Annotated in this window: 26 protein-coding genes and 1 pseudogene; 19 read left to right on the top strand and 8 right to left on the bottom strand. The window is 69.6% G+C overall.

Translation table 11 applies throughout. The features are described from left to right. Positions 1 to 181: hypothetical protein (locus QMK30_RS34890; RefSeq protein WP_283522360.1), on the bottom strand; the 181-nt coding region annotated here is incomplete at its 3' end. Positions 182 to 276: 95 nt separating this feature from the next. On the opposite strand from QMK30_RS34890, the gene QMK30_RS34885 reads away from it, so the two are divergent. The 13 genes from QMK30_RS34885 (at position 277) to QMK30_RS34825 (ending at position 12,527) form a co-directional block, all read left to right on the top strand. Continuing rightward, positions 277 to 1,143 carry a hypothetical protein gene (locus QMK30_RS34885; RefSeq protein WP_283522359.1) on the top strand — a complete coding sequence of 289 codons (867 nt, stop codon included), beginning with the start codon at positions 277 to 279 and terminating at the stop codon, positions 1,141 to 1,143. An 83-nt stretch (positions 1,144 to 1,226) separates the two neighbouring features. Further along, entirely contained in the window at positions 1,227 to 1,934 is a 708-nt protein-coding gene (gene cpaB / locus QMK30_RS34880; protein ID WP_283522358.1) for a Flp pilus assembly protein CpaB, read from the top strand. 11 nt (positions 1,935 to 1,945) lie between these two features. Then, positions 1,946 to 3,583: a CpaE/TadZ family protein gene (locus tag QMK30_RS34875; protein ID WP_283522357.1), complete on the top strand. Its 1,638-nt coding sequence runs from the start codon at positions 1,946 to 1,948 to the stop codon at positions 3,581 to 3,583. A 140-nt stretch (positions 3,584 to 3,723) separates the two neighbouring features. Then, positions 3,724 to 4,272 carry a TadE/TadG family type IV pilus assembly protein gene (locus tag QMK30_RS34870; RefSeq protein WP_283522356.1) on the top strand — a complete coding sequence of 183 codons (549 nt, stop codon included), beginning with the start codon at positions 3,724 to 3,726 and terminating at the stop codon, positions 4,270 to 4,272. A 66-nt stretch (positions 4,273 to 4,338) separates the two neighbouring features. Next, positions 4,339 to 5,676, top strand: a complete 1,338-nt coding sequence (locus QMK30_RS34865; protein ID WP_283522355.1) for a TadA family conjugal transfer-associated ATPase — start codon at positions 4,339 to 4,341, stop codon at positions 5,674 to 5,676. An 8-nt stretch (positions 5,677 to 5,684) separates the two neighbouring features. Further along, on the top strand, positions 5,685 to 6,620 hold the full coding sequence (locus QMK30_RS34860) for a type II secretion system F family protein (RefSeq protein ID WP_283522354.1): 936 nt from the start codon (positions 5,685 to 5,687) through the stop codon (positions 6,618 to 6,620). Positions 6,621 to 6,707: 87 nt separating this feature from the next. Beyond that, entirely contained in the window at positions 6,708 to 7,595 is an 888-nt protein-coding gene (locus QMK30_RS34855) for a DUF5936 domain-containing protein (RefSeq protein ID WP_283522353.1), read from the top strand. Positions 7,596 to 7,819: 224 nt separating this feature from the next. Further along, positions 7,820 to 9,064, top strand: a complete 1,245-nt coding sequence (locus tag QMK30_RS34850) for a sensor histidine kinase (RefSeq protein WP_283522352.1) — start codon at positions 7,820 to 7,822, stop codon at positions 9,062 to 9,064. 63 nt (positions 9,065 to 9,127) lie between these two features. Beyond that, positions 9,128 to 10,222 (top strand): response regulator, encoded by a 1,095-nt coding sequence (locus tag QMK30_RS34845; protein ID WP_283522351.1) that lies wholly within the window; start codon positions 9,128 to 9,130, stop codon positions 10,220 to 10,222. A gap of 162 nt (positions 10,223 to 10,384) precedes the next feature. Continuing rightward, entirely contained in the window at positions 10,385 to 10,615 is a 231-nt protein-coding gene (locus QMK30_RS34840) for a hypothetical protein (RefSeq protein ID WP_283522364.1), read from the top strand. Further along, positions 10,612 to 11,229 carry a pilus assembly protein TadG-related protein gene (locus QMK30_RS34835; RefSeq protein ID WP_283522363.1) on the top strand — a complete coding sequence of 206 codons (618 nt, stop codon included), beginning with the start codon at positions 10,612 to 10,614 and terminating at the stop codon, positions 11,227 to 11,229. Before QMK30_RS34840 ends, QMK30_RS34835 begins: the two co-directional genes overlap by 4 nt. A gap of 25 nt (positions 11,230 to 11,254) precedes the next feature. Beyond that, the gene (locus QMK30_RS34830; RefSeq protein WP_283522350.1) at positions 11,255 to 11,866 is read left to right on the top strand and encodes a hypothetical protein; all 612 of its coding nucleotides are present in this window, start codon (positions 11,255 to 11,257) and stop codon (positions 11,864 to 11,866) included. Positions 11,867 to 11,870: 4 nt separating this feature from the next. Next, positions 11,871 to 12,527, top strand: a complete 657-nt coding sequence (locus tag QMK30_RS34825; RefSeq protein ID WP_283522349.1) for an OmpA family protein — start codon at positions 11,871 to 11,873, stop codon at positions 12,525 to 12,527. A 12-nt stretch (positions 12,528 to 12,539) separates the two neighbouring features. Here the strand turns inward: QMK30_RS34825 and QMK30_RS34820 are convergent, their stop codons facing one another. Both QMK30_RS34820 and QMK30_RS34815 read right to left on the bottom strand, forming a co-directional pair. Further along, positions 12,540 to 12,731: a hypothetical protein gene (locus QMK30_RS34820; protein ID WP_283522348.1), complete on the bottom strand. Its 192-nt coding sequence runs from the start codon at positions 12,729 to 12,731 to the stop codon at positions 12,540 to 12,542. Positions 12,732 to 12,743: 12 nt separating this feature from the next. Continuing rightward, positions 12,744 to 13,595: a helix-turn-helix domain-containing protein gene (locus QMK30_RS34815; protein WP_283522347.1), complete on the bottom strand. Its 852-nt coding sequence runs from the start codon at positions 13,593 to 13,595 to the stop codon at positions 12,744 to 12,746. A 288-nt stretch (positions 13,596 to 13,883) separates the two neighbouring features. Between QMK30_RS34815 and QMK30_RS34810 the strand changes: the two genes are divergently transcribed. Further along, positions 13,884 to 14,324: an ATP-binding protein gene (locus QMK30_RS34810; RefSeq protein WP_283522346.1), complete on the top strand. Its 441-nt coding sequence runs from the start codon at positions 13,884 to 13,886 to the stop codon at positions 14,322 to 14,324. A 61-nt stretch (positions 14,325 to 14,385) separates the two neighbouring features. Here QMK30_RS34810 and QMK30_RS34805 read toward each other — a convergent pair whose 3' ends face one another. Beyond that, the gene (locus tag QMK30_RS34805; protein ID WP_283522345.1) at positions 14,386 to 14,817 is read right to left on the bottom strand and encodes a nuclear transport factor 2 family protein; all 432 of its coding nucleotides are present in this window, start codon (positions 14,815 to 14,817) and stop codon (positions 14,386 to 14,388) included. A gap of 99 nt (positions 14,818 to 14,916) precedes the next feature. Between QMK30_RS34805 and QMK30_RS34800 the strand changes: the two genes are divergently transcribed. After that, entirely contained in the window at positions 14,917 to 15,492 is a 576-nt protein-coding gene (locus QMK30_RS34800; protein ID WP_283522344.1) for a PadR family transcriptional regulator, read from the top strand. Next, positions 15,485 to 16,303 (top strand): SGNH/GDSL hydrolase family protein, encoded by an 819-nt coding sequence (locus QMK30_RS34795; protein WP_283522343.1) that lies wholly within the window; start codon positions 15,485 to 15,487, stop codon positions 16,301 to 16,303. Before QMK30_RS34800 ends, QMK30_RS34795 begins: the two co-directional genes overlap by 8 nt. 120 nt (positions 16,304 to 16,423) lie before the next feature. On the opposite strand, the pseudogene QMK30_RS34790 reads toward QMK30_RS34795, so the two are convergent. After that, a pseudogene (locus QMK30_RS34790) lies at positions 16,424 to 16,540 on the bottom strand (DUF2087 domain-containing protein); the annotation flags it as partial. On the opposite strand from QMK30_RS34790, the gene QMK30_RS34785 reads away from it, so the two are divergent. Beyond that, a complete protein-coding gene (locus QMK30_RS34785) occupies positions 16,521 to 16,973 on the top strand; it encodes a DeoR/GlpR family DNA-binding transcription regulator (protein WP_349362146.1) in 453 nt (150 codons plus the stop codon). The pseudogene QMK30_RS34790 and the gene QMK30_RS34785 overlap by 20 nt on opposite strands. Positions 16,974 to 17,097: 124 nt before the next feature. Continuing rightward, positions 17,098 to 17,511, top strand: a complete 414-nt coding sequence (locus QMK30_RS34780) for a DUF4406 domain-containing protein (protein WP_349362145.1) — start codon at positions 17,098 to 17,100, stop codon at positions 17,509 to 17,511. 193 nt (positions 17,512 to 17,704) lie between these two features. On the opposite strand, the gene QMK30_RS34775 is transcribed toward QMK30_RS34780, so the two are convergent. The 3 genes from QMK30_RS34775 to QMK30_RS34765 all read right to left on the bottom strand — a co-directional run bounded on the left by QMK30_RS34775 (position 17,705) and on the right by QMK30_RS34765 (position 19,521). Beyond that, positions 17,705 to 18,448, bottom strand: coding sequence for a Clp protease N-terminal domain-containing protein (locus QMK30_RS34775; RefSeq protein WP_283522341.1), 744 nt, complete (start codon positions 18,446 to 18,448; stop codon positions 17,705 to 17,707). A gap of 245 nt (positions 18,449 to 18,693) precedes the next feature. Continuing rightward, positions 18,694 to 18,939, bottom strand: a complete 246-nt coding sequence (locus tag QMK30_RS34770; RefSeq protein ID WP_283522340.1) for a hypothetical protein — start codon at positions 18,937 to 18,939, stop codon at positions 18,694 to 18,696. Positions 18,940 to 19,137: 198 nt separating this feature from the next. Further along, positions 19,138 to 19,521, bottom strand: a complete 384-nt coding sequence (locus tag QMK30_RS34765) for a DUF192 domain-containing protein (protein ID WP_283522339.1) — start codon at positions 19,519 to 19,521, stop codon at positions 19,138 to 19,140. Positions 19,522 to 19,707: 186 nt separating this feature from the next. On the opposite strand from QMK30_RS34765, the gene QMK30_RS34760 reads away from it, so the two are divergent. Further along, positions 19,708 to 20,832: a baeRF3 domain-containing protein gene (locus QMK30_RS34760; RefSeq protein WP_283522338.1), complete on the top strand. Its 1,125-nt coding sequence runs from the start codon at positions 19,708 to 19,710 to the stop codon at positions 20,830 to 20,832. Positions 20,833 to 20,884 lie beyond the last annotated feature (52 nt).

Raw genomic sequence — 20,884 nt, 5'->3', positions numbered from 1 at the left:
CCACCGCTGGTCGTACCGGCTGGTTCAGACCAATTCGGTTGTCAAGACCTCTGACAGCGTTGTCGGCACGGCCGGTGATCTCATCCCGGTGCAAACCGGCGTCGGAGATCCATAGGCGAAATAACGCCAACTCACGCACGAGTACGGCCATACAAGAAGAAGGAAAGGTGTTCTCCGCCACGTTGGTCGTGGATAAAGTGCTGGTGCAGCACGACGGAACAGCATCGATCTGCGCACGCCGAGACCGCGGCGGACGGAGTGAACGGGGTAACCAACGTGCCGACCGCGATAGCAGTCACCAGCACCGACCTGGTGCTGCCGCCCACCGACCGGCAGACGCCGACCGCCGCGCTGATCCGCGCCCCGGGCGACCAGCCGCTCGACGCCGCGCTGGCCGACATGAACGTGATGCTGGAGCGGCACGGGTACGTGGTGGTCCTCTACCCCGCCTCCATTCCCGTCGCCCACGAACAGCGCCTGCACACCATCCGATCCGTCCTGGAGACGGACCGGCTGGCCCTGCTGAAGCTCGACCTGCCTCCGCTCGGCGTGGCCGTTCTCGTACGGCAGCTGCGCCAGTTGTCCATCTGCGACTTCAGCGCCGGGGTCGTCGCGTCGGCCGCCCGGCTCCTCTCGCACTACATCTACGCGGGCGCCCTGCTCAACTCGGTCACCAAGCTCGACCGTGTCCCCGTCAGCCTCAAGGCGCACGCGAAGTCCTGGGTGCCGGGTGCGCAGTTCGGCGTACTGGCCTGCCCCACACCGGAGTTGATCAAGGTGGGGGGCGGGGCGACTCTCGCCGGGCCCGAGTTCGCAACCCAGCTGCTGGTCGCCAAGGGGCAGCTGACCTCGGACTGGGTGACCGGGACCCTCGCGCCGGCCTGGCGGGTGCAGGGCGTGCAGGAGACGGAGCTCACCGACTATTCGCCGCGCTGGTGGGGTACGGCCAAGATGATCGAGTTCGCCGCGTTCCTGCCGGACATCTCCGTCCTGTACCAACTGGTCGCGTCCGTACGGCGGGAGCAGTGCCATTGGTGCGGCATAGAGCTCATAGGGGATCGCTGCGGGTTCTGTTCTGCCCCGCTCGCGCCGCCCGAGAACCGGGCGCGCGCGGTCGCCGCCCTGGGGCAGGGGCCGCCCTGATGCCGTACGGGGTCAGCGCGCGCTCCACCCCGCTCACTGTCCGTTGCTCCGGCCGACATTCCTGATCGAGGTAGCCCGACCCCATGAACTCACGTCAGCGCCGCGGCGTCATTCTGCTGCTCCTCTCGGTCCTCTGCGCCTTCGGCGCGTTCGCCGGCGTGCTCTCGGTGATCCGCGACGTGAACGCCAAGGTGGGGCCCGAGGTCGCGGCGTACCGGCTCAAGGACGACGTGGCGCCGTACAAGCAGCTCAGCGCGGCACAGTTCGAGAAGATCTCGATGCCCGAGCGATGGCTTTCGGCCAATGCCGTGACCGACATCTCCGAGGTACGCGGAAAGATCGCGGTCACCCAGCTCGAAAAGGGTTCGCTGCTCCAGAGCGACATGATCGTGCGCAAGCCGGAGCTCTCGGCGGGTGAGCAGGAGATCGCCATCATGATCGACGCCGCCACCGGGGTCGCCGGAAAGATCAACCCCGGCTCCCGGGTGAACATCTTCGCCACCTTCGAGGGCGAGGAGAAGGGGCAGCCGAACAAGTCCCAGGTCATCGTCGCGGGCGCCCGGGTCATCGACGTAGGCAAGATCACCGCGCTGGAGCCGGGCAACAACGACCGCAGCCGCAGGGCCAAGGACGCGGTGCCGATCACCTTCGCCCTCAACACGCTCGACGCCCAGCGCGTGGCCTACGCGGAGTCGTTCGCCGAGCATGTGCGCCTGGCGCTCGTGGCCGACGGCAGCGACACCACCATCACGCCGCGCGACCGTGAGTACACCCTCGACGGGGACAAGTGAGGACCGGCCGTATGACGACTCGCATCCTCCCGGCGGTCGGCGACCCGGACGCCGCCCGCGCCATCATCACCCTCCTCAGCCAGCTCCCCGACGCGGAACCGGCCGCACCCGTCACCGACTCGACCTCCCTGCTCGACACCCTCGCGCGGCTCGCCGCCGAATCGCTCGACGAGCTGCCCGAAGTGGTCCTGGTGCACGAGCGGATCGGCCCGGTGCCGGCCCTCGAAGTGATCCGGGAGGTCGCGCTGCGCTTCCCGGCCGTCGGCGTTGTCCTCATCACGAGCGACGCGGGCCCCGGTCACTTCACGGCGGCGATGGACTGCGGGGCGCGCGGCCTGGTCGGACTCCCGCTGGGTTACGAGGAACTGGCGGCCCGCGTGCAGGGCGCGGCGGCCTGGTCCACCGGTGTACGCCGCCACCTCGGCGCCGGCTCCGACGTCTTCTCGGGGCCCGGCGGCACGGTGGTCACCGTGACGGGGGCCAAGGGCGGCACGGGGGCCACGGTCACCGCCGTTCAACTGGCCCTTGCGGCCAAGGCATCGGGGCGCACCGTCGCGCTCGTCGACCTGGACCTCCAGTCCGGGGACGTCGCTTCGTACCTCGATGTGCAGTTCAGGCGGTCGATCGCCGACCTGGCCGAGATCGCGGACATTTCGCCGCGGGTCCTCCAGGACGCCGTCTACACCCACCCCACGGGCATCGGCCTGCTGCTCGCGCCCGCCGAGGGCGAGCGTGGCGAAGAGGTCACCGACCGGGTGGCCCGCCAGGTGGTCGGCGCCCTCCGCAACCGCTACGAGGTCGTGGTCGTCGACTGCGGCACGCAGCTGAACAGCGCCAACGCCGCGGCCATAGAGATGGCCGACCAGGCACTGCTCATCGTCACCCCGGACGTGGTCGCCGTGCGGGGGGCCAAGCGCATGGTGCGGATGTGGGACCGCCTCCAGATCCGCAAGGCGGAGGAGACGACCACCGTCGTCAACCGCCACACCCGCAACACCGAGATCCAGCCCGCGCTCGTGGAGCGCATCACGGGTACGAAGGTCTCGCGCATCGCGATCCCGGCCAACTTCAAGGAACTCCAGGCGGCGACGGACTCCGGACGCATGCAGGACCTGGACAGCCGCAGTTCGGTCAAGCAGGCGCTGTGGGCGCTCGCGGGCGAACTGGGCCTGGTCAAGGCGCCGGAGGGCGCGGGCGGCAGGGGCAAGGGCGGCGACCACAAGGCGCTGGTGCTGCGCGGCAGGGGCGCGCGGGCGGCGGGCCGGGGCGGCCGGGACCGTGGTGCGGTGACCGTCGAGCTGGCCGGCATGGCGCCGCTGATCATCTTCGTGATGATCGTGATGTGGCAGGCGGTGCTGTTCGGCTACACGTTCTCGTTGGCGGGCAATGCGGCGGACGAGGGCGCGCGGGCGGCGACGGCCGCCGAAGCGAGCGGCGACGATCCGCAGGCCGCGTGCAGCGAGGCGGCGCGGCAGCGGCTTCCGGCGAGCTGGCAGGACGGTTTCGTGCCGAACTGCAACCAGGCGGGGAACCTGTGGAAGGCCGAGGTCGGACTCCAGACGCCGGTGCTCTTCCCCGGCGCTGGCAACTTCCCCTGGTCCGTCAACGGCAGCGGCGGCGCCGCGAGGGAGGAGACGCAGGACCAATGAACCCAGCCAATGGAGCGAAGGCGCGAGGCGGTGGGGCGGGCGCGGGGAGACCTGCCGTCAGGAGAGCCTGCGTCCGGAGCCGGGTCACTCGCACCGGGGCCCGCGGAAGCGCCGGAGCGGGCAGCCGTAATGGGGGTGCTGTGGCCGCCCGGAGCACAGGTGCCGACGGCATCGCGTCCCCGAGCGCGGCAGCCCGGACCAGCGTTTCCCGGGCCGACGCGGCCCGCACCGCTCTTACCCGCACCGCCGCGGCCCGCGCCCGCATTTTCGCCCTCGCCCCCCGCCTTCGCGCACCCAGCGCACTTCGCGCGCCCCACGCCCTCCGCGGCAGGTCGCAGCGCGACCGGGGCGCCGCCATCCTCGAATTCACCGGGTTCCTCCCGATCCTGCTCTTCGTCGCCATGGCCGCCATCCAGCTCGGACTCGCCGGATACGCCGCCTCCCAGGCCGGGACCGCCGCCCGCGCCGCCGCGCGCACCGAGTCCCTGGAACCCGGCTCCGGCGCGGCCTCCGGGTACGCATCGATCAGTGGCTGGATGGGCGGACGTACGACCATCAGCGCAGGACCCGCCGGGGCCGAGACCGTGTCGGGCACGGCCGTGGTCGGGATTCCGTCCGTGCTCCCCGGCATCGGCGACTTCGGGCCGATCACCCGCACGGTCGTCATGCCGAGCGACGGGGAGCCATAGGACCGGCCGGCGCCCCCACCGGAACGGACCGCCGCACCACCCCGCACCAGCGAGGAGCACCCCCACATGAGTCTGCGGGCACGCATCACCGCCCCCGAGGAGAACGCCGGTGGGCGCGAGGACGGCCATCTGGTCGCCACCTACCGGACAAAGCTCCTGGAGGAGATCGACCTCGCGGAGATGTCCTCGCTCGCCGCCGGCGAACGACGGGCCCGACTGGAGCGCGTACTCGCGCACATCATCAGCCGTGAAGGCCCCGTCCTCTCGACGTCCGAGCGCTCCCAGCTCATCCGCCGTGTCGTCGACGAGGCACTCGGGCTGGGCGTGCTCGAACCGCTCCTCGAAGACGCCTCCATCACCGAGATCATGGTGAACGGGCCCGACTCGATCTTCGTCGAGCGGGCCGGCCGCGTCGAGCAGCTACCGATGCGCTTCGCGTCCACCGAGCAGCTGATGCAGACCATCGAGCGGATCGTCTCCACCGTCAACCGCCGCGTGGACGAGTCGAATCCGATGGTCGACGCCCGCCTCCCGTCCGGCGAGCGTGTCAACGTCATCATCCCGCCGCTGTCCCTCACCGGCCCCACCCTCACCATCCGCCGCTTCCCGCGCGCGTACCGGCTCCAGGAGCTGATCAGCCTCGGCACGCTCGACGAGCAGATGATGCTGCTGCTGTCCGCGTTCGTGCGGGCCCGCTTCAACGTCATCGTCGCGGGCGGTACGGGCTCGGGGAAGACCACGCTCCTCAACGCCCTCTCCGGCCTCATCCCGGAGCGCGAGCGCATCATCACCGTCGAGGACGCCGCCGAGCTCCAGCTCCAGCAGGCCCACGTCATCCGCCTGGAGACCCGCCCGGCCAACGTCGAGGGCAAGGGCCAGATCACCATCCGCGACCTCGTACGCAACTCCCTGCGCATGCGCCCCGACCGCATCATCGTCGGTGAGGTCCGAGGCGGCGAGACGCTCGACATGCTCCAGGCCATGTCGACCGGCCACGACGGCTCGCTCGCCACCGTCCACTCCAACAGCGCCGAGGACGCCCTGATGCGGCTCCAGACCCTCGGCTCCATGTCGGAGGTCGACGTACCCTTCGAGGCGCTCAAGGACCAGATCAACAGCGCCGTCGACGTCATCGTCCAGCTCGCCAGGCTCGCCGACGGCTCCCGCAAGGTCAGCGAGATCGCGCTGCTGGTCTCGCACGGCAGGGAGCAGTTCAAGATTGCCACCGTCTCGCACTTCATCGCCGAGCCGATGAGCGCCGAGCGCCTGGTGCGCGGCCGGTTCGAGCACCTCGCCCTGCCCCGCCGCGTCGCGCAACGGCTCTACCTCGCCAACGAGCCGATCCCGCCCGCCTTCGGCATCACGGAAGACAACGATCCGCTCTATTCGCGAGAGGCCCACTAGGTACGGCTATGGACAATCCCGCACTGCTGGCGATCGGCAGCACGCTGCTCTGCGGCGTGCTCGCCGTTGCCGGAATCCACACCTACACCGTGGGCCGCTCCCAGCGCGCCGCCCTGGTGGAACGCCTCGCCATCACGGGCCCGCGCCCGCTGGGCCGCCACCGGCGCTTCACCGGCATCGACCGGCGACTGCGCAGGACCCCGCTCGGCAAGAAGATCCAGCTGCGCCTGTCGGCCACCGGACTCGACCTGACCGCAGGCGAGTTCCTGGTGTACGTCCTGGTGGGCGTCGCCGCCCTGTGGCTGATCGCGGCCTCGGTGCTCGCGCCCTTCTTCGGCCCGGTCGCCGGGCTCGTCGCCGTCTGGAGCGGCGTCGCCTTCCTCAACTGGCAGCGCCAGAAGCGCATCGAGGCCTTCATCAACCAACTTCCGGATCTCTCGCGCATCCTGGCCAACGCGACCGCCGCGGGGCTCGCCCTGCGTACCGCGCTGAGCATGGCCGCCGAGGAGCTGGAGGCGCCGGCCGGTGAGGAACTGGCCACCGTCGCCAACCACCTGTCCGTCGGCCGCTCCATCGACGACGCACTCGGCGAGCTCGCCGAACGCCTGCCCTCGCGCGAACTGGTCGTCCTCGTCACCACCCTCGTGCTCTCCAACCGCGCGGGCGGCACCGTCGTCGGCTCGCTGCGCAACCTCACCGAGACGCTGGAGGAGCGCAAGGAGACACGACGCGAGGTCCGCACCATGCTCTCCGAGGTCAACGCGACGGCGTACACGATCCCGCTGCTCGGCCTCGGCGCGATGATCATGCTCAACTCGGTCACGCCGGGCTCCATGGCCCGGATGACCAGCAACCCGCTCGGTCAGATCATCGTGATCGTGGCCATAGGCCTCTACGCGGCCGGCTTCATCGTGATGCGCCGCTTCGGCAAGATCGACGTATAGCGCCAAGTCTCAAGTCACATGTCCCAAGTCTCCGGTCACGTGTCCCCTGTCCAGTGAAAGTCCAGCGGAATTCAGGAGGTATCCGGCATGGCACTGCTCCTCGCGCTGGTGGTCGGGCTGAGCGTCGCGGGTGCCTTTCAGGGCATCAGGATGTACCGCGCCGAAGCCAAGATCCCCGGCGACCTGGCCATCGCCCTGGAGGTCGGTGCCACTCGCGTCTCCGGCCCCGAATCGGCCGTGGACCGCCTCGGCATGCGCTTCGCCCCCGGCGTCCTGCGCCTCATGGGCCCGAGCCGGGTCGACCGCAAGCGCCGCAGGATCGACATGGCGGGCAACCCCGGCGGCCTCACCGTCGACCGGTACGCGGCCCGCCGCGCGGTCTACGGCCTCTTCGGCGGCTTCGCGGCCGTCGTCTGCCTGCTCAACGACCTGACGCTGTTCGGGATCTTCTGTATCGCGTACGGCTGGTTCGCCGCCGACGTCACCATCTGGCAGGCCGTCCGCGAACGCAAGGACGTCATCGAGCGCACTCTGCCCGACTTCCTCGACGTACTCGCCGTCGTCGTCAGCGCCGGCCTCGGCTTTCGCCAGGCACTCGACCGCGTCTCGGAGCGGTACGAAGGACCTTGGGCCGACGAACTGCGCATCACCCTGCGCCAGATGGACATGGGCGTCAGCAGGCGCCAGGCCTTCGAGGAACTGCGCAGGCGCAACGCGTCCGAGCAGGTCTCCCAGTTCGTGACCGCGCTCCAGCAGGGCGAGGAACTCGGGGCGCCCATCGCCGACACCCTCATCCAGATCGCCAACGACATGCGCCGCACCGACGCGCAGAACTCCCGGCGGCGCGCGGCGAAAGCCATCCCGAAGACCACCGTCGTCACGCTCGCCTTCATGGTCCCGGCGACGCTGCTCCTCATCGTCACCAACATGTTCCTGGGGTCGGACACCGACTTCGGTTCGGTTTTCGGCGAGTGACAGCCATGTCGCTGCCCCGGAGCCACCTCAGGATCAGCGGCAGAACCTTCGACGCACTCCAGGAAGTCACTCCCGCCCCACAGGGCTCAGCGGCATCGACAGTCCCATGGGGTCCAGGTGGGTCGGCCGCCTCACGGGGTCCAGGTGGGTCGGCCGCCGCACACCCTCCATCGCCGGGGCCGCAGACCCCCGGGCCCGTCACCCCCTCGGCGCTCGCCGACGACGTGCCGGCACCCAGCATCCCCATTCAGATCAACGCCCTCCAGGCCCTGTGCCGCCAGGTCTTCGGTTTCCGTCTCGCGATGATCGCCCTCGGCGCGCCCTTCGCGCTGGCCAGGGCGGGCGGCCAGTTCGGTGGCTGGCTGGTCGGGGCGGCGGTGGTGTTCAGCTTCGTCGGCTCGTACGCGATGCTCCGCGACTGGGAGAAGCTCGGCCCGCTGCTCATCAAGTACCGCTCCCTGATGGGCGTCGACCTGCTCTTCGGCTCCGTCCTGCTCCTGACGGCCTCACCCGACTCCGCCCTCGGCTACGCCACCGCCTGCACTCCACTGCTCGCCGGGCTGCTGTACGGCTGGCGGGGCGCGGGCATCTTCACCTCCATCCAGATCCTGCTCCTCGTCGCGGCCTACACGGCCTGGGCACAGCGGATGGGCAGCCCCGCCAGTACGCTCCTGATCAGCGGATTCTGTGTCGCGGCCGGAGTCATCGGGGTCACCCTGCGCAATCTGATGTTCCGATTCGGCGCCGCGACCCAGGCCCTGTCGGAGGCCAACGCCAGGCTCGCGGTCACCGACGCGGTCGAGGGCGAACGCGCGCGCCTCGCCAGGGAGATGCACGACTCGGTCGCCAAAACCCTGCACGGCGTCGCGATGGCCGCCGACAGCCTCGCCGGTTCCGTCGACCGCATGGACCCGCTCACGCTCCGGCATCAGGCGGGCATGGTCGCCCGCGCGGCCCGGCGCGCCGCGTCCGAGTCCCGCGAAATCCTCTCCGACCTGCGCCGACAGGCGGACTACGACACCGCGACCGGGGGAGTGGCCGTCGGCGACGAACTCGCGGCCCGGCTGACGGACTTCGGACGCCGTACGGGGATCACGACGGCATTCCGCCCGCTCGGCGACGCGTCTTCGCTCACGGTCCCGCACGCCGTCGCACGCCACCTCCTGACGATCGCCACCGAAGCCATGGAGAACAGCCACCGCCACGCCCGTGCGACCCACGTCACCCTGGAGATCGGCCTCGACGAGGGAGCGCTGCGCATCAGCGTCCTGGACAACGGCAGCGGCCTGCCCGTGGGCATCTGCCTAGAAAACCTCCGCAAGACAGGCCATTTCGGCCTGGTCGGCATGGTCGAGCGGGCGGCCGGCATCGGCGCCCGCATCCGTATCGGGCGGGGCCGCAGCGCGGGCGGCACAGAAGTACGTCTCGAACTACCGGTCACGGCACTCACCTTCGCGAGCGTCCCCTGAACTGATTCAACTCCCACTCCCTTTCACACTCCCTGCCCCCCGACCCCTGAGAGGAGGCCGCACATGCCGGACGAAAGCACCTACGGCCATGGGCCCCGGTCCATGGCCACCCCGGTGTCGACGCACGTGTCCCAGCACACGTCGTCGCACACGAGCGAACCCTGCTCGGACCACACTCCCGCCGAGGGCCGCGTTCCCCCGCCGGCGGCGGCGTTCCCCGATCCTTCCTCCACCCCACCCACCCCTCCCGACCTCCACGCACCCCCGGCCGTTCTGCGCATCGTCATCGTCGACGACAACCCTGTTGTACGGGCGGGGCTCACCGTCCTGCTCGGAGGCCGCGACGACATCGAGGTCGTGGCAGAGGCGACCGACGGCAGCCAGGCCCTGGCCGTGGCGCAGCGGCACAACCCCGACATCGTGCTGCTCGACGTCCGGATGCCGGGCGTGGACGGCCTCTCCGTCCTGCCGTATCTGGTCCAGTTGGCGCCGGTGCTGATGCTGACGTACAGCCGCGAGAGCGAGGTCGTGCGCGAGGCGCTGCGGCTGGGCGCGGGCGGCTACCTGGTGCACGGCGAGTTCACTGCCGATCAACTGGTGAGCGCGGTACGGGACATCCGGGCGGGCCGCGCCCACTTCACGACCTCCGTCCAGGACGCGCTGCTGGCCCATGTGCGCGGTGGATGCCAGCGGGAGGAGGTACGACCGCTGCCGGGAGGACTCGGCGCGGTGTACGAGACGGGGGTCCCGTACAGGGGCACGAGCCGGATACCTGGCTACGCACCGGGCGCGGACGCGACTGCCCATCCCGGCGTGGCCCATGACTCCGGGCCAAGAGTCTCGAATTCGTTGCGGCAGCGTGAAAACCCTTCGCACGTGCAATCAGATGTGGGACAGTCGTCAACAGAACGGTCGCGGGCGCAGCAGGCACCAGCGGCCCCGCAGTCTCACAACCGGCGTAATCATGGGCTGAGTTCGAGGGAGGTGGAGGTCATGGACCTCATCGCGGCAGGTATGAGCAACCAGCAAATCGCCGCCACCTGCTTCATCAGCGAGAAGACCGTGAAGAACCACATCAACCGCATCTTCGCGAAGCTGCACAGTACAAGCCGCAGCGAAGCGATCGCGGCGTGGGGTGGGGAGTCGTGGCCGACATGACCGGATCCGAGCAGACACGGCGGGCCCACATCGGGATTTGGGCCCGGGATTGGGCCCGGGGGCCCTCTGGCGGTATCCGCATTAAGCCGTACGTTTCTCGTATCGGAAGCGGCACAACGCGCGAAGATACGCATACGTCGGCCGAACTCGGAGAGGTACCCCATGGCGAAGGACAACGCGCTCAAGACCGCCACGAAGGCGCAGATCGCGATCACCAACTGGCGCGACACGACGGTGCGGCGGATGCGCGCGGACGAGGGCGCGAGCGTGGTGGAGTACGCGGGTCTGGTGGTCGTGATCGCTTTGATCGTGGTGGCGGTTCGGGCATTGAACCTGGACCAGACGATTTCCGAGGCCATCGGCACCGCAGTGTCCGACATCACCGGCGGCTGAGGCTCGACACGCTTCGGCAGGACCGAGGGCAGACCCTCCCCATGTACGTCGTGGTGGTGGCGGGTCTGCTCTTTCTTGCGTTCGCCTACTTTGCCTTCGCCCAAGCGGCAGCGGCTCGCAACAGCGGCCAGTCGGCCGCCGACGCGGCGGCGCTTGCTGCTGCTCAGGACGGCCGGGACGAGCTGACGGACGGCTTCTTCGACTCCCTCGGCAATGCCGATGAATGGCCCGCGTGGCTCGCCGGCGAGGAAGAGATCCCGGGAGCGGGCTACGACTCCGCAGCGTGGCAACTCGCGGGCGACAACGACGCGGACGTAGAGAGCGTAGGGATGGCGGAGGTCGACGGCGCCTACGAATTCACGGTGGCGATCGTGACGCGTGGCACGGTGGGCGATTCGGTCATTCCAGGCACAGAGAGCACCCATGCCAAGGCCAACGCCACTGCGGCGATCGAGCCTCTCTGCGTGGCCGCGCCGGAGGGCGAGGAGGCGGATCTGATCGAAATCGACTGCCGAGGCAGCGGTCGCTGGCAGATTGACCCGGACACGCCCGTCGATGAGCAGGACGATCTGCCGGAGCCGAAGGACCTGTTCTCCGTCCATCTGGTCGAGTGACCGTCGAGACAAGGAAGAGTTGCTGATGAGCATGCGGCACACCATGAAGGCCCGAAGGGCACTGACCGCGGTGGCGATCACGACTGGCTTGGTCCTCACGGTGGCCGGTTGCGGCGGCGGGGATGGCGGGGGCGACAAGCCGAGGGCGAGCTCGTCGCCGACTGCCACAGACAAGGGCAAGGCTAGTGAGGAGAAGCCGAAGGAGGAGGATTCTCAGGCACCGGCTGAGGACGCGGTACTCGCCGAGGTGAGGGGCGGCGGTGATAACGCCACCCTCATCGTCAACTCCGCTGTGCGAGACGAGGGGGGTTTCCTGACCGTCACCGGGAAAGTCAGGAACGGTAAGGGTAAGTTTTGGAACCCCACTTCTTGGAGGGGGGACGAAAAGGAGCTGTCCGGCAACTCGACCTCCATGGCCGGTGCTTCGCTGGTCGACAGGACGGGGAAGAAAAAGTACCTGATCTTGCGCGATACAGAGGGACGCTGTCTCTGCACGCAGTTCGGGGGCGCCTTCAAGTCCGGCGAGGAAAAGACCTGGTTCGCCCAATTCCCCGCCCCCCCAACCGAATCCACCAAGGTCGATTTCCAGATCGCGGACATGCCCCCCGCCTCCATCGAGATCTCCGATGGTGAGTGACCCCATGTCTCAGACCACTTCCCGAAGTCGCCCGGCCCACTTCGCCAAGGTCACTCTCGCGACAGCCGTCCTGATCACCGGCCTGTCCGTAACCAGTGCTCACGCCGACCCCGAGCCCAGCGTCCCGCCGGGCAGCATCACGTCCTCGCCGCCTCCGGAGGTGGACGGCAACGCTCCCGGGTTGCGACTCGCCGACGGTGGCACTCTCGCTCCCGCCCGCGTCGTCGACATCAAGTCCGTCGTCGAGGATCTGGGCGGCGAGGAACGCCGTGAAGACACGAACTCCGACGTCAAGTTCGCCCTCCAGGCCGAGGTCCTCTTCGGCAGGGACAGTGCGAAGCTCAACGCAGACGCGTCCTCCCGTATCAGGGCCATCGCGGAGGAGATCACGACACAAAAGGCCACCAAGATCCGGGTCTTCGGCTTTACCGACGACCTCGGGTCGTACGGGCACGGCAAGGTTCTGTCCAAGAAGCGTGCCGACGCCGTGCATCAGGAATTGAACAAAACGCTCGGCCCGGACATCTCTTTCGAGATCCGTGGCTACAGCGAGGACTATCCGATCGCCGACAATGCCTCGGAGGAGGGCCGCAAGAAGAACCGCCGTGTCGAGATCTCGTTCCCCAGAGGTGAAGCCCCCGCCACCGGTTCCCAGAGCTGAGCCGGCGAACCTCTAGAGCAGGTGGTCGGCCTTGCCGGCCTTGATATCGCGGATCATGACCCGCAGGGCGTCGTGGCTGTCGGTGAGGTAGCGGTCTTCCTGACCGTTGACGGCGATGTAGCTGTTGCCCTCGGCGTCTGTTCCTATGCGGAAGCAGGAGTTGCCCTCACCGCAGAATGGTTTGTCCCAGTGAATCTCTGACATCGGATCGTCCCCTCACAGTTGGCGCGCGATGGTACGGATGAAGTCCCGCGAGGCCTCGGGGGACAGTGCGATGTCCTCCATCCAGTCGAGGTGGGCCCGGTACTTCGCCAACTGCACTTTCGAATAGAGGAAGTCGGGCCCGTGCGAGTTGTCGATCTGCACAGTGTCGAGCTGCGGTACCTGGCCCTCCGCGTACAGGACCGTCTGGCCAGCACCGGGAAATGCCCCTGCTTCGAATGGGAGGACCAGAAGCGTGATCTTCTCCTGCTCCGACCTCGTCAGCAAGTGATTGAGTTGCGCCTGTGCGACAGCCGGCCCTCCGAACTGCATGCGCAAAGCGGCCTCGTGCACGATTCCGGTGTACTCGGGTGCCGTGTCCCCGTCCAGGATGTGCTGACGCTCCACGCGGTGCGCAAGCCGCAGGGCGACTTCGTGTTCCGGCAACTTGGGGATGACAACCCGGAACAGGGCGAGAGCGTGGTCCGAGGTCTGTAGCAGGCCTGGGATGTGCATGGAGTAGGCGGCTCTCATGCGTACGGAACAGGCTTCCAGCTCAGCGATGTCCAGAAGTCCTTGGGGGAGTGTTCCTCTGTAGCGCTCCCACCAGCCGCGCCTGCGGGGCTGAGCCATCTCCACCAGGGCGTCGACGTACGGCTCGTCCGTGCAGCCGCAGTTGCAGGCCAGCGTACGCAGCCGGTCGGGGCTGATCGCGCGAATCCCGGACTCGATGTTGGAAATCTTGCCCCGGTCGACTCCGAGCAGTCCGGCTGCGAACTCGGCCGATATGTCCGCTGCCGTGCGCATCTTGCGCACCTCGGCCCCCAGTCGCTTCTGACGTTCTGTGGGAGACGTCCTCGCTGCCATGCCGTTCCCTTCCGCGTGCGGTCCCGTGCAGTCTGCCGCCTGTGCGTGCGATGAAGCCACGAAAGGGTTCAGTTTCCACTACGAGCGGGCCAAAATAACCCCGATACTCTACGCTGGGTGACGCACCGCTCGCGCACCGATGAGTTGGAAGCGCATCACGCGTGCCCGCCGCGTACTCCTTCCCTGGGAGGGGCGGTCCCGCGTCAGGGAGACAGGCCACTACTCATCACCGGTGCGCCACGCCACAGCGAACCCGGCCAACGCCCCATCTCCGTAAGGGAGTCAACGATGCCTCCATACCTCCGCACCGCCCTCTGCCCGGTCGCCGCACCCAGCGGAACCGGCGCCGCACCCGCCCCCTACCTCCGCCCCCGCCCGGACAAGGGCCCCGCTCTGAGCCTCACCGTGCCGTGCGTGCCCCGGAGTGCCGGGATCGTACGTGCGACGATCAGTTGCGCGCTGCGCGCACACGGGCTCGACCGCTTCGGTCCGCCCGCGACCCTCGCGGTGACCGAACTGACTGCCACCGCGACCCGGTTGGACGCGCAGGACGATCTGTACCTCTCCCTCCGCCACCGCGACGACGTACTCCGCCTGGTCGTCTGGGACCAGCACCCCCGCCACTCCGACCCCGACGCGGTGGCCGTCTGTGAGGAGCGGCGGCGGCGCTCGTTGTGGCTTCTCGCGGCGGTGGTCGACGACTGGGGCGGTGAGTGGGGGGGTCGGTGAGGCGCGTCCGCCGCAACGGGGGACCAAGTCCTGGGTGGTGCTGCCCAAATGACTGCCGGACTCAGCGGGCCTCGGGCGCCGGTGCGAGTCCGTCCGCGGCCAGACCCGCCAGGACCGCCTCGCCCAGCGCGTGTACGGCCGACTGCGGGCGGACCATCACGGTGAACTCCTTGATCAGGCCCGCCTCGTCGAAGTGCAGCAGGTCGATGCCGTGGATCTCCTTGCCGTTCACGGTGGTCCGGAAGAGCAGGACGGCCGACGGGGCGGAGGTGCCGTCCACGCTCGTCTCGGAGGTGCCGTCGAACTCGCCGACGTAACGGAAGTCCTCGAAGGTGCGGAGCAGGACACCGAAGAGGCCCATCACCATCTGCCTGCCCTCGAACGGGGTGAACTTCACCGGGCTGTAGAGCCGGATGTCGGCGGTGAACAGGGCCTCCAATGCGGCGAGGTCGTGCTTCTCCACTGCGGCGCGGAAGCGGTCTGCGGTCTCCATCGTCGATTCTCCTCATACTCATCGATCTGACTAGTCATTTTTATGAGTATGGTGGGGGATGGGTCGGGGAATGGGAAGAGGAGACGGGAGAGCGCTTCGATGGCCTTGCGACATGCCGTGCTGGCGGCGCTGCTGGACGGCGAGTACAGCGGCTACCAGCTGGCCAAGGCGTTCGATGTGGGCGTTGCGAACTTCTGGCACGCCCTGCCCCAGCAGCTGTACGCCGAGCTGGCGAAGCTGGAGAAGGAAGGGCTGGTCGTGGGCCGGGAGGTGGTCCAGGAGAGCCGCCCCAACAAGCGGCTCTTCCGCGTCACGGACACCGGCCTCGCCGAGCTTGAGGAGTTCGCGGCGGGCGTGGCCAAGCCGACGTTCATCCGCGACGACCTGGTGGTGAAGGTCCAGACGGTCGACTTCGTCGAGGCCGGGCCGGTGATTGAGCAGCTCGACGAGCGGGCGGCCGTCGCCCGCGCCAAGACCGAGCTCTTCCGCGAACTGCTGCGGAAGATGCGCGGTGCGTTGGACGAGGAGCAGTTCCTGCGCGAGGGGGAGCGGATCGGCCCCTACCTGACGTGCCTGCGCGGGCTGTCCCTCGAAGAGGAGCACGAAGCATGGTGCCGCCGGATCGCGGCCGTGCTCAGGGGACGGTACAGGGAGAGGCAAACGCGTCATGGCTGACGAGGAACACACCGAACACGGATATGTGCGTTACGTCGCGCTGGGCGACAGCCAGAGCGAGGGCGTTGGCGACGGGGACGACGCAACGGGCCTGCGGGGCTTGGCGGACCGCCTCGCCGAGCAGCTCGCGGTCCTCAACCCCGGTCTCCAGTACGCCAATCTGGCCGTACGGGGAAAGCTCGCCGGCCAGGTACGTGCCGAGCAGCTGGCCCCCGCTCTGGCCATGCGCCCGGACCTGGTGACCGTCATCGCGGGGGTGAACGACCTGATGCGGCCGAAGTTCGACGCCGCCGAGGTGGCGGCCGAGCTGGAGGCGATGTTCGCGGCGCTGACGGCGGCCGGGGTACGGGTCGCGACGGTGACCTTCCCGGACGTGGGGAAGATCGCTCCGCTGGCCCGGCCGCTGCGCTCCCGGGTGCGGGACCTCAACGCGCGCGTGCGGGTCGCGGCGGCCCGGCACGGCGTCGCGGTGGCCGACTGCGCCGTGCACCCTTTCGCGACGGACCCGCGTGTCTGGAGCGCGGACCGCCTGCACGCCAGCCCGGTGGGCCACGCACGCATCGCCGCCGCCCTCGCGCACTCCATCGAGCTGCCGGGCAGCGACGACGCGTGGACGATCGCGCTTCCCCCGCCCCCGCTGCCCTCCCGCGTGCAGGCGCTGGGCACCGAACTGCGCTGGGTGTCCGGCTTCCTCGGCCCCTGGCTGATCCGCCGCCTGCGCGGCCGGTCCTCGGGCGACGGGCGGTTCGCCAAGCGCCCCGAACTCCTGCCGCTGCTCACGGACATGGGCAGGAGTTCGGAAGCGCCGTAACGGCCCCGGACCCTCTGGCGGTCCGGCCCAGGCGTGCCGCGAGCGGAGACTTGCCGCCGCTCGGGCGCATCGGAACCCCGGGCCGCTCGGCCGCGCGCCGCACTGCCGCCTCACCCGCGTTCAGCGACCCCGTCGATAGCTGCTGCCGTCCCTCGGGCGGACCAGCAGGCCCGTCTCCACCAGGTCGCGGCGCAGCGCCGCGCAGTCCTCGTGCACCGTGAGCAGCGCGTCGTTGACGGTGGCCGTGCTGAGTCTCCAGGCGGCGGTACGGCTGGCCGACCGGCCGGGTATCCGGCTGCTGGTCATCGGTGGCCAGTCCCGGCCGGGGGAACAGTCCCTGGTCGGCCCGCTAGCGCTGCGCGCCGTTGGCGCGATGGCGTTCGACGTGTTCGTGATGTCGATCGGTGGTGTCGAGGCGCAGCACGGATGGTCGGAGTTCTCCCTGGATGACGCCGCCGTGAAACAGGCCGGCCTCGGCCAGGCTTCGCGGACGATCGCGGTGGCCGACGCCACCAAGCTCGGCGTCCGCGCCTTCAGCCAGGTCGCGGACCTGGGCGCGGTGGACACCTTCGTCACCGACTCCGCCGCGGACGACCTCGCCACTCACCCGAACGGGCCGGAGACGCTGGCCGCCATGTGGGATGCGGACGTCGACATCGTGCTGATCTGAGATCTCCGCCCCCGCACGGAACCAGAAACCAGAAACCAGAACCAGAAACCAGCACCAGAACCAGTCCGAGTGCCCGAGTGCCCGAGCGGATGAGTACCCGAGTAGACGACTGCGGAGTGATGTTGTGCGCGCTGTCCCGGCTGTCCTCGTCGACCCCACTGCTTCCACCGGCCCGCGTCCGCTGATGATCCTGGTCGCCGGTCCCTACCGGTCCGGCACCGGCGACGACCCGGCTCAACTCGTTGCGCGTGTAAGGGCGATGAACGAGATGGCCCTGAGCCTCTTCCGTGCCGGGCACCTCCCGGTGACGGGCGAGGCGCTGGCCCTCCCCCTGCTGGAGGTCGCCGGCAGCACCCGCCCGGGGGACGCCGTCTTCGACGAGATCTTCCACCCGGCGTCCGAGCGGCTGCTGGCCCGCTGTGACGCGGCGCTGCGGATCGGCGGCCCGTCGGCGGGCGCGGACATGATGATCGAGCAGGCCCGTGCGGCGGGCAGGAGCGTCTACACCGACCTCGTCGAGATCCCGGTGGCGCGATGACCGTCCCCACCGGCACCCCGGACCACCGGGCGCGGCTGCTGCACGATGCCTATGTGGCGAAGGTCAACGCCGCGATCGCCTCCGGCCGGGACGACCTCGTCGCCGAACTGGCCGAAAACTACCGGCAAGAGGCCCGCCGGGCCGTCGCTCCGGTCCGCCGGGACTGTTTCCGTTCGCTTCGCTCTGCTCAGCCCTACTGGTTGTGCGCGGCGGCGACGGCGGCGGAGATCGCGCCCGCGATGTGCGTTTCGGCGGCGGCCTTGTTGATGCCGATGCCGGTGAGTGGGCCGGTGCCGCCCTCGAATTCGAGCAGGGCGAGCAGGATGTGCTCGGTCCCGATGTAGTTGTGCCCCATCCGCAACGCCTCCCGGAAAGTGAGCTCCAGCGCCTTGCGGGCCTGTGCGTCGTACGGAATGAGCTCGGGCACCTCGTCCGTCGTCGGCGACGGCAGCGCGGCGGTCAGGGCCTGGCGGGCGGCGTCCAGGCCGACGCCCTGCGCGGTGATCGTGGCCGGGCCGATCGCGCCGGGCTCGCTGAGCAGACCCAGTGCGAGGTGCACGGGGCCGATCTCGGCGTTCCGCGCCTCCCGGGCCTCGTTGTGGGCCGCGACGAGGACATTGCGGGCCCGCTCGGTGAACCGGCTGAAGCCCTGGCTGGGGTCGAGGTCGGTCGGTTCGGCGGAGTCCTTGGTGACGAAGCGCTTCTGGGCGGCCTGCTTCGTGACGCCCATGCTCCGGCCGATGTCCGTCCAGGACGCGCCCGAGCGCCGCGCCTGGTCCACGAAGTGACCGATCAGGTGGTCGGCGACGTCGCCGAGGTGATCCGCGGCGAGTACCGCGTCGGAAAGCTGGTCGAGGGTGTCGGGGTGGACCTTGTTGATGGCTTCGATCAGGTCGTCGAGCCGGACAGGATTCGTCATGCGGGCTGGATTCGACATGCGTCAACCGTATGTTGACGCCCCCAGGCCGTCAACCCTGGGTTGACGGTCTTCTGCTGTTTGCGCTCATCCGGTGTCCGGCCAGTCCGACCGGTCCGGGTCACCCGGTTGGTCGGCTTCGTCGAAGTAGTTGGGGTCGTCGGGGTCGTCGGGGTCGAGCATCGCCATGCGCGGGCAGATTTCCGGCAGCTCCGGCGCCTCGTGGATCAGTCGTCGGTGCCGATGCTCGCGACGATGCCCGCGGATCAGAACGTCGCCGGCAGTCGGGTGGCCCGGTCGCGCTGCGGATGGGGGGCGTCCGGGGCGAGCCTTCGGTCGGCCACCGTTGCCTGCTCGATCACCGACGGGTCGAGCAGGCAACGGATTCCGGAGCCGGCCTCGATGAGGAAGTCGGAGTAGATCGCCATGGAGATCATGAAGATACGGACCGTCTCCGACTTCCGCTCCAGCCCGACCCGGGCCTGGTCGGTGAACTGGGCGACCAGGTTCAATGGGCTCGCCGGTTGCGTCGAGGGGGTACCTCGACGCTGTTTGCGCTCTCCGTCAGTCGTGACCACTCCCCACCGGGGGCCATGGCGATCGGCGTCGGTCGCCATGGCCGCTGAGCTGCGCCGCCGCATCGGCCGCCGGACACGGGCCTCGCTTCGGCTGAGCGGGGGCAAGGACGTGAGGACGGCGACGAGTTCGGCTCAGGACGGCCCTGCGGCGCCCGCCGGGCCCGCCAGCACCGCCACCCGTACCCCGCGCCGCAGGCCCCATCGCAGCAGCGCGCCGGCCTCCGCCTCTAGTACGTGCCGGGCCCGCGGGCGGGGCATGCCGAGCCGGCCGGGCCGCATCGTCCGCACCCCGATGACCCGCAACTCCCGGTCCAGATAAGCCACATCGATCGCGAAGCGCATCCGTACGGTGTGCACACAACTGGCCGGGCTGAGCAGCATCGCGCCCACGATCCCGTCCCGGTCGAGCAGACCGCGCGTCCGGGCCCGCGCGGAGGCCGCGATCTCCAGCGGCAGGGGGCTGCCTTCGCGTCCCTCGACCGTCAATGTCGCCGCTCCGTCCCGCCATTGCCCCATCCGCGGACCGTAACGGATCGCCCCGCGGCCGGTCCGCCCCCCGGAGCCTGGCCTGGCCTGATCGTGCAGGTGCCGCGCCGACCGATCGCGGCAACTTCGCAACCGTGAGAAGTTGGCAGAAGCCGGGTAGTGCGGGAGGCCGCCCGCCCGCTATCCGAAGCCGCAGCCGCAGCCAGGAGTGCCCCGATGACGCAGTCGCCCCGCCCGACCCCGGAACTGCTCGCCGAACTGCGCAAGCCCCGCCCCTACCCGGTGGCGTCCGTGACGCTGCCGACGCACCGCCACCGGCCGGAGAACCAGCAGGACCACATCCGGTTGCGTAATCTCCTCGCCGAGGCTTCGAAGCGCCTTGCCGACGACCCCGATGTGCCGCGTGCCCAGGCCGTCGCCGTAAACAGGCAGCTGACCGAGGCCGCCGACGGGCTCGACCCCGAGCACTTCCTCGACGGCCTGGTGGTGCACGCCTCGCACGACGAGAACGCGGCGTATGTGCTCGGCACGGACGTGCCCGAACGCATCGTCGTCGGTACGACGTACCTCACCCGCAACCTCGTCGCAGCGGCGGCGCGCGAGCGGCCGTATCTGGCCCTGGTCCTCAGCTCGGGCGAGGTGCGGCTGTGGCGCGGGGAGGGCGAGCGGGTCACCGAGGACCGCGACAGCGGCTTCCCGGTGATCACCTCCGGCGTCGAGCGGGACGGGCCGCCCAACCGGGAGGGCGACCACGGGGCCAACCAGGACTGCCGCAACATGCTCAGCGACGCCGACAAGCTGCTCACTCCGCTGCTCCAGGGCGAGAACGGGCTGCCCGTGATCCTGGTCGGCCTGCGCCAGCACATCGCGACGTTCCGTGAGGTCAGCAGGCACGGGCAGGCGCTGGCCGCCGAGGTGGAGGTCGGCGGGCTGCTGAATGCCACGGCGCCCGAGCTGGCCACCCAGCTCGCTCCCGCCCGGCACACGCTCACCGAGGCGGACGCGAAGGGCGCGCTGCACGCCCTGGACGAGGCCCGCAGCGGGCGGCGCTACGCGAGCGGTGTCCAGAGTCTGTGGCAGGCGGCGGGCGAGAGCCGGGTGTCCCTGCTGGTGGTGGAGGAGGGCCTGCGCGTCACCGCGCGCCCCGACACGGTCGAGGGGGCGGAACGGGCGACCCTGACGCTGCTCGATGTGGGGGACGCGGAGGGGACGCGTGGCGCGGAGGAGGACATCATCGACTCGCTCGTCGAGACGGTCCTCGGCGCGGACGGCAAGGTCGTCTTCGTCCCGGACGAGACGCTCAAGGACGCGGGCGGGGTGGCGGCGGCGCTGCGGTACTGAGGCGGCGGGGTAACGACCTCCCCCGCGGTAGGGAGTGGATCAGCGAGCGGAG

This window comes from Streptomyces sp. H27-C3, from assembly GCF_030063415.1.
GTDB lineage: Bacteria > Actinomycetota > Actinomycetes > Streptomycetales > Streptomycetaceae > Streptomyces.
Note: the sequence above shows the minus strand (reverse complement) of the source record. Positions and strands in the feature narration are given on the sequence as shown.

Coding starts and splice junctions, on each gene's coding strand:
- QMK30_RS34795 (WP_283522343.1), top strand. CDS start 15,485: ATGGCTGACGAGGAACACACCGAACACGGATATGTGCGTTACGTCGCG.
- QMK30_RS34815 (WP_283522347.1), bottom strand. CDS start 13,595: ATGGCAGCGAGGACGTCTCCCACAGAACGTCAGAAGCGACTGGGGGCC.
- QMK30_RS34765 (WP_283522339.1), bottom strand. CDS start 19,521: ATGGGGCAATGGCGGGACGGAGCGGCGACATTGACGGTCGAGGGACGC.
- QMK30_RS34825 (WP_283522349.1), top strand. CDS start 11,871: ATGTCTCAGACCACTTCCCGAAGTCGCCCGGCCCACTTCGCCAAGGTC.
- QMK30_RS34845 (WP_283522351.1), top strand. CDS start 9,128: ATGCCGGACGAAAGCACCTACGGCCATGGGCCCCGGTCCATGGCCACC.
- QMK30_RS34805 (WP_283522345.1), bottom strand. CDS start 14,817: ATGGAGACCGCAGACCGCTTCCGCGCCGCAGTGGAGAAGCACGACCTC.
- cpaB (WP_283522358.1), top strand. CDS start 1,227: ATGAACTCACGTCAGCGCCGCGGCGTCATTCTGCTGCTCCTCTCGGTC.
- QMK30_RS34875 (WP_283522357.1), top strand. CDS start 1,946: ATGACGACTCGCATCCTCCCGGCGGTCGGCGACCCGGACGCCGCCCGC.
- QMK30_RS34865 (WP_283522355.1), top strand. CDS start 4,339: ATGAGTCTGCGGGCACGCATCACCGCCCCCGAGGAGAACGCCGGTGGG.
- QMK30_RS34810 (WP_283522346.1), top strand. CDS start 13,884: ATGCCTCCATACCTCCGCACCGCCCTCTGCCCGGTCGCCGCACCCAGC.
- QMK30_RS34855 (WP_283522353.1), top strand. CDS start 6,708: ATGGCACTGCTCCTCGCGCTGGTGGTCGGGCTGAGCGTCGCGGGTGCC.
- QMK30_RS34775 (WP_283522341.1), bottom strand. CDS start 18,448: ATGTCGAATCCAGCCCGCATGACGAATCCTGTCCGGCTCGACGACCTG.
- QMK30_RS34820 (WP_283522348.1), bottom strand. CDS start 12,731: ATGTCAGAGATTCACTGGGACAAACCATTCTGCGGTGAGGGCAACTCC.
- QMK30_RS34760 (WP_283522338.1), top strand. CDS start 19,708: ATGACGCAGTCGCCCCGCCCGACCCCGGAACTGCTCGCCGAACTGCGC.
- QMK30_RS34830 (WP_283522350.1), top strand. CDS start 11,255: ATGAGCATGCGGCACACCATGAAGGCCCGAAGGGCACTGACCGCGGTG.
- QMK30_RS34860 (WP_283522354.1), top strand. CDS start 5,685: ATGGACAATCCCGCACTGCTGGCGATCGGCAGCACGCTGCTCTGCGGC.
- QMK30_RS34800 (WP_283522344.1), top strand. CDS start 14,917: ATGGCCTTGCGACATGCCGTGCTGGCGGCGCTGCTGGACGGCGAGTAC.
- QMK30_RS34840 (WP_283522364.1), top strand. CDS start 10,385: ATGGCGAAGGACAACGCGCTCAAGACCGCCACGAAGGCGCAGATCGCG.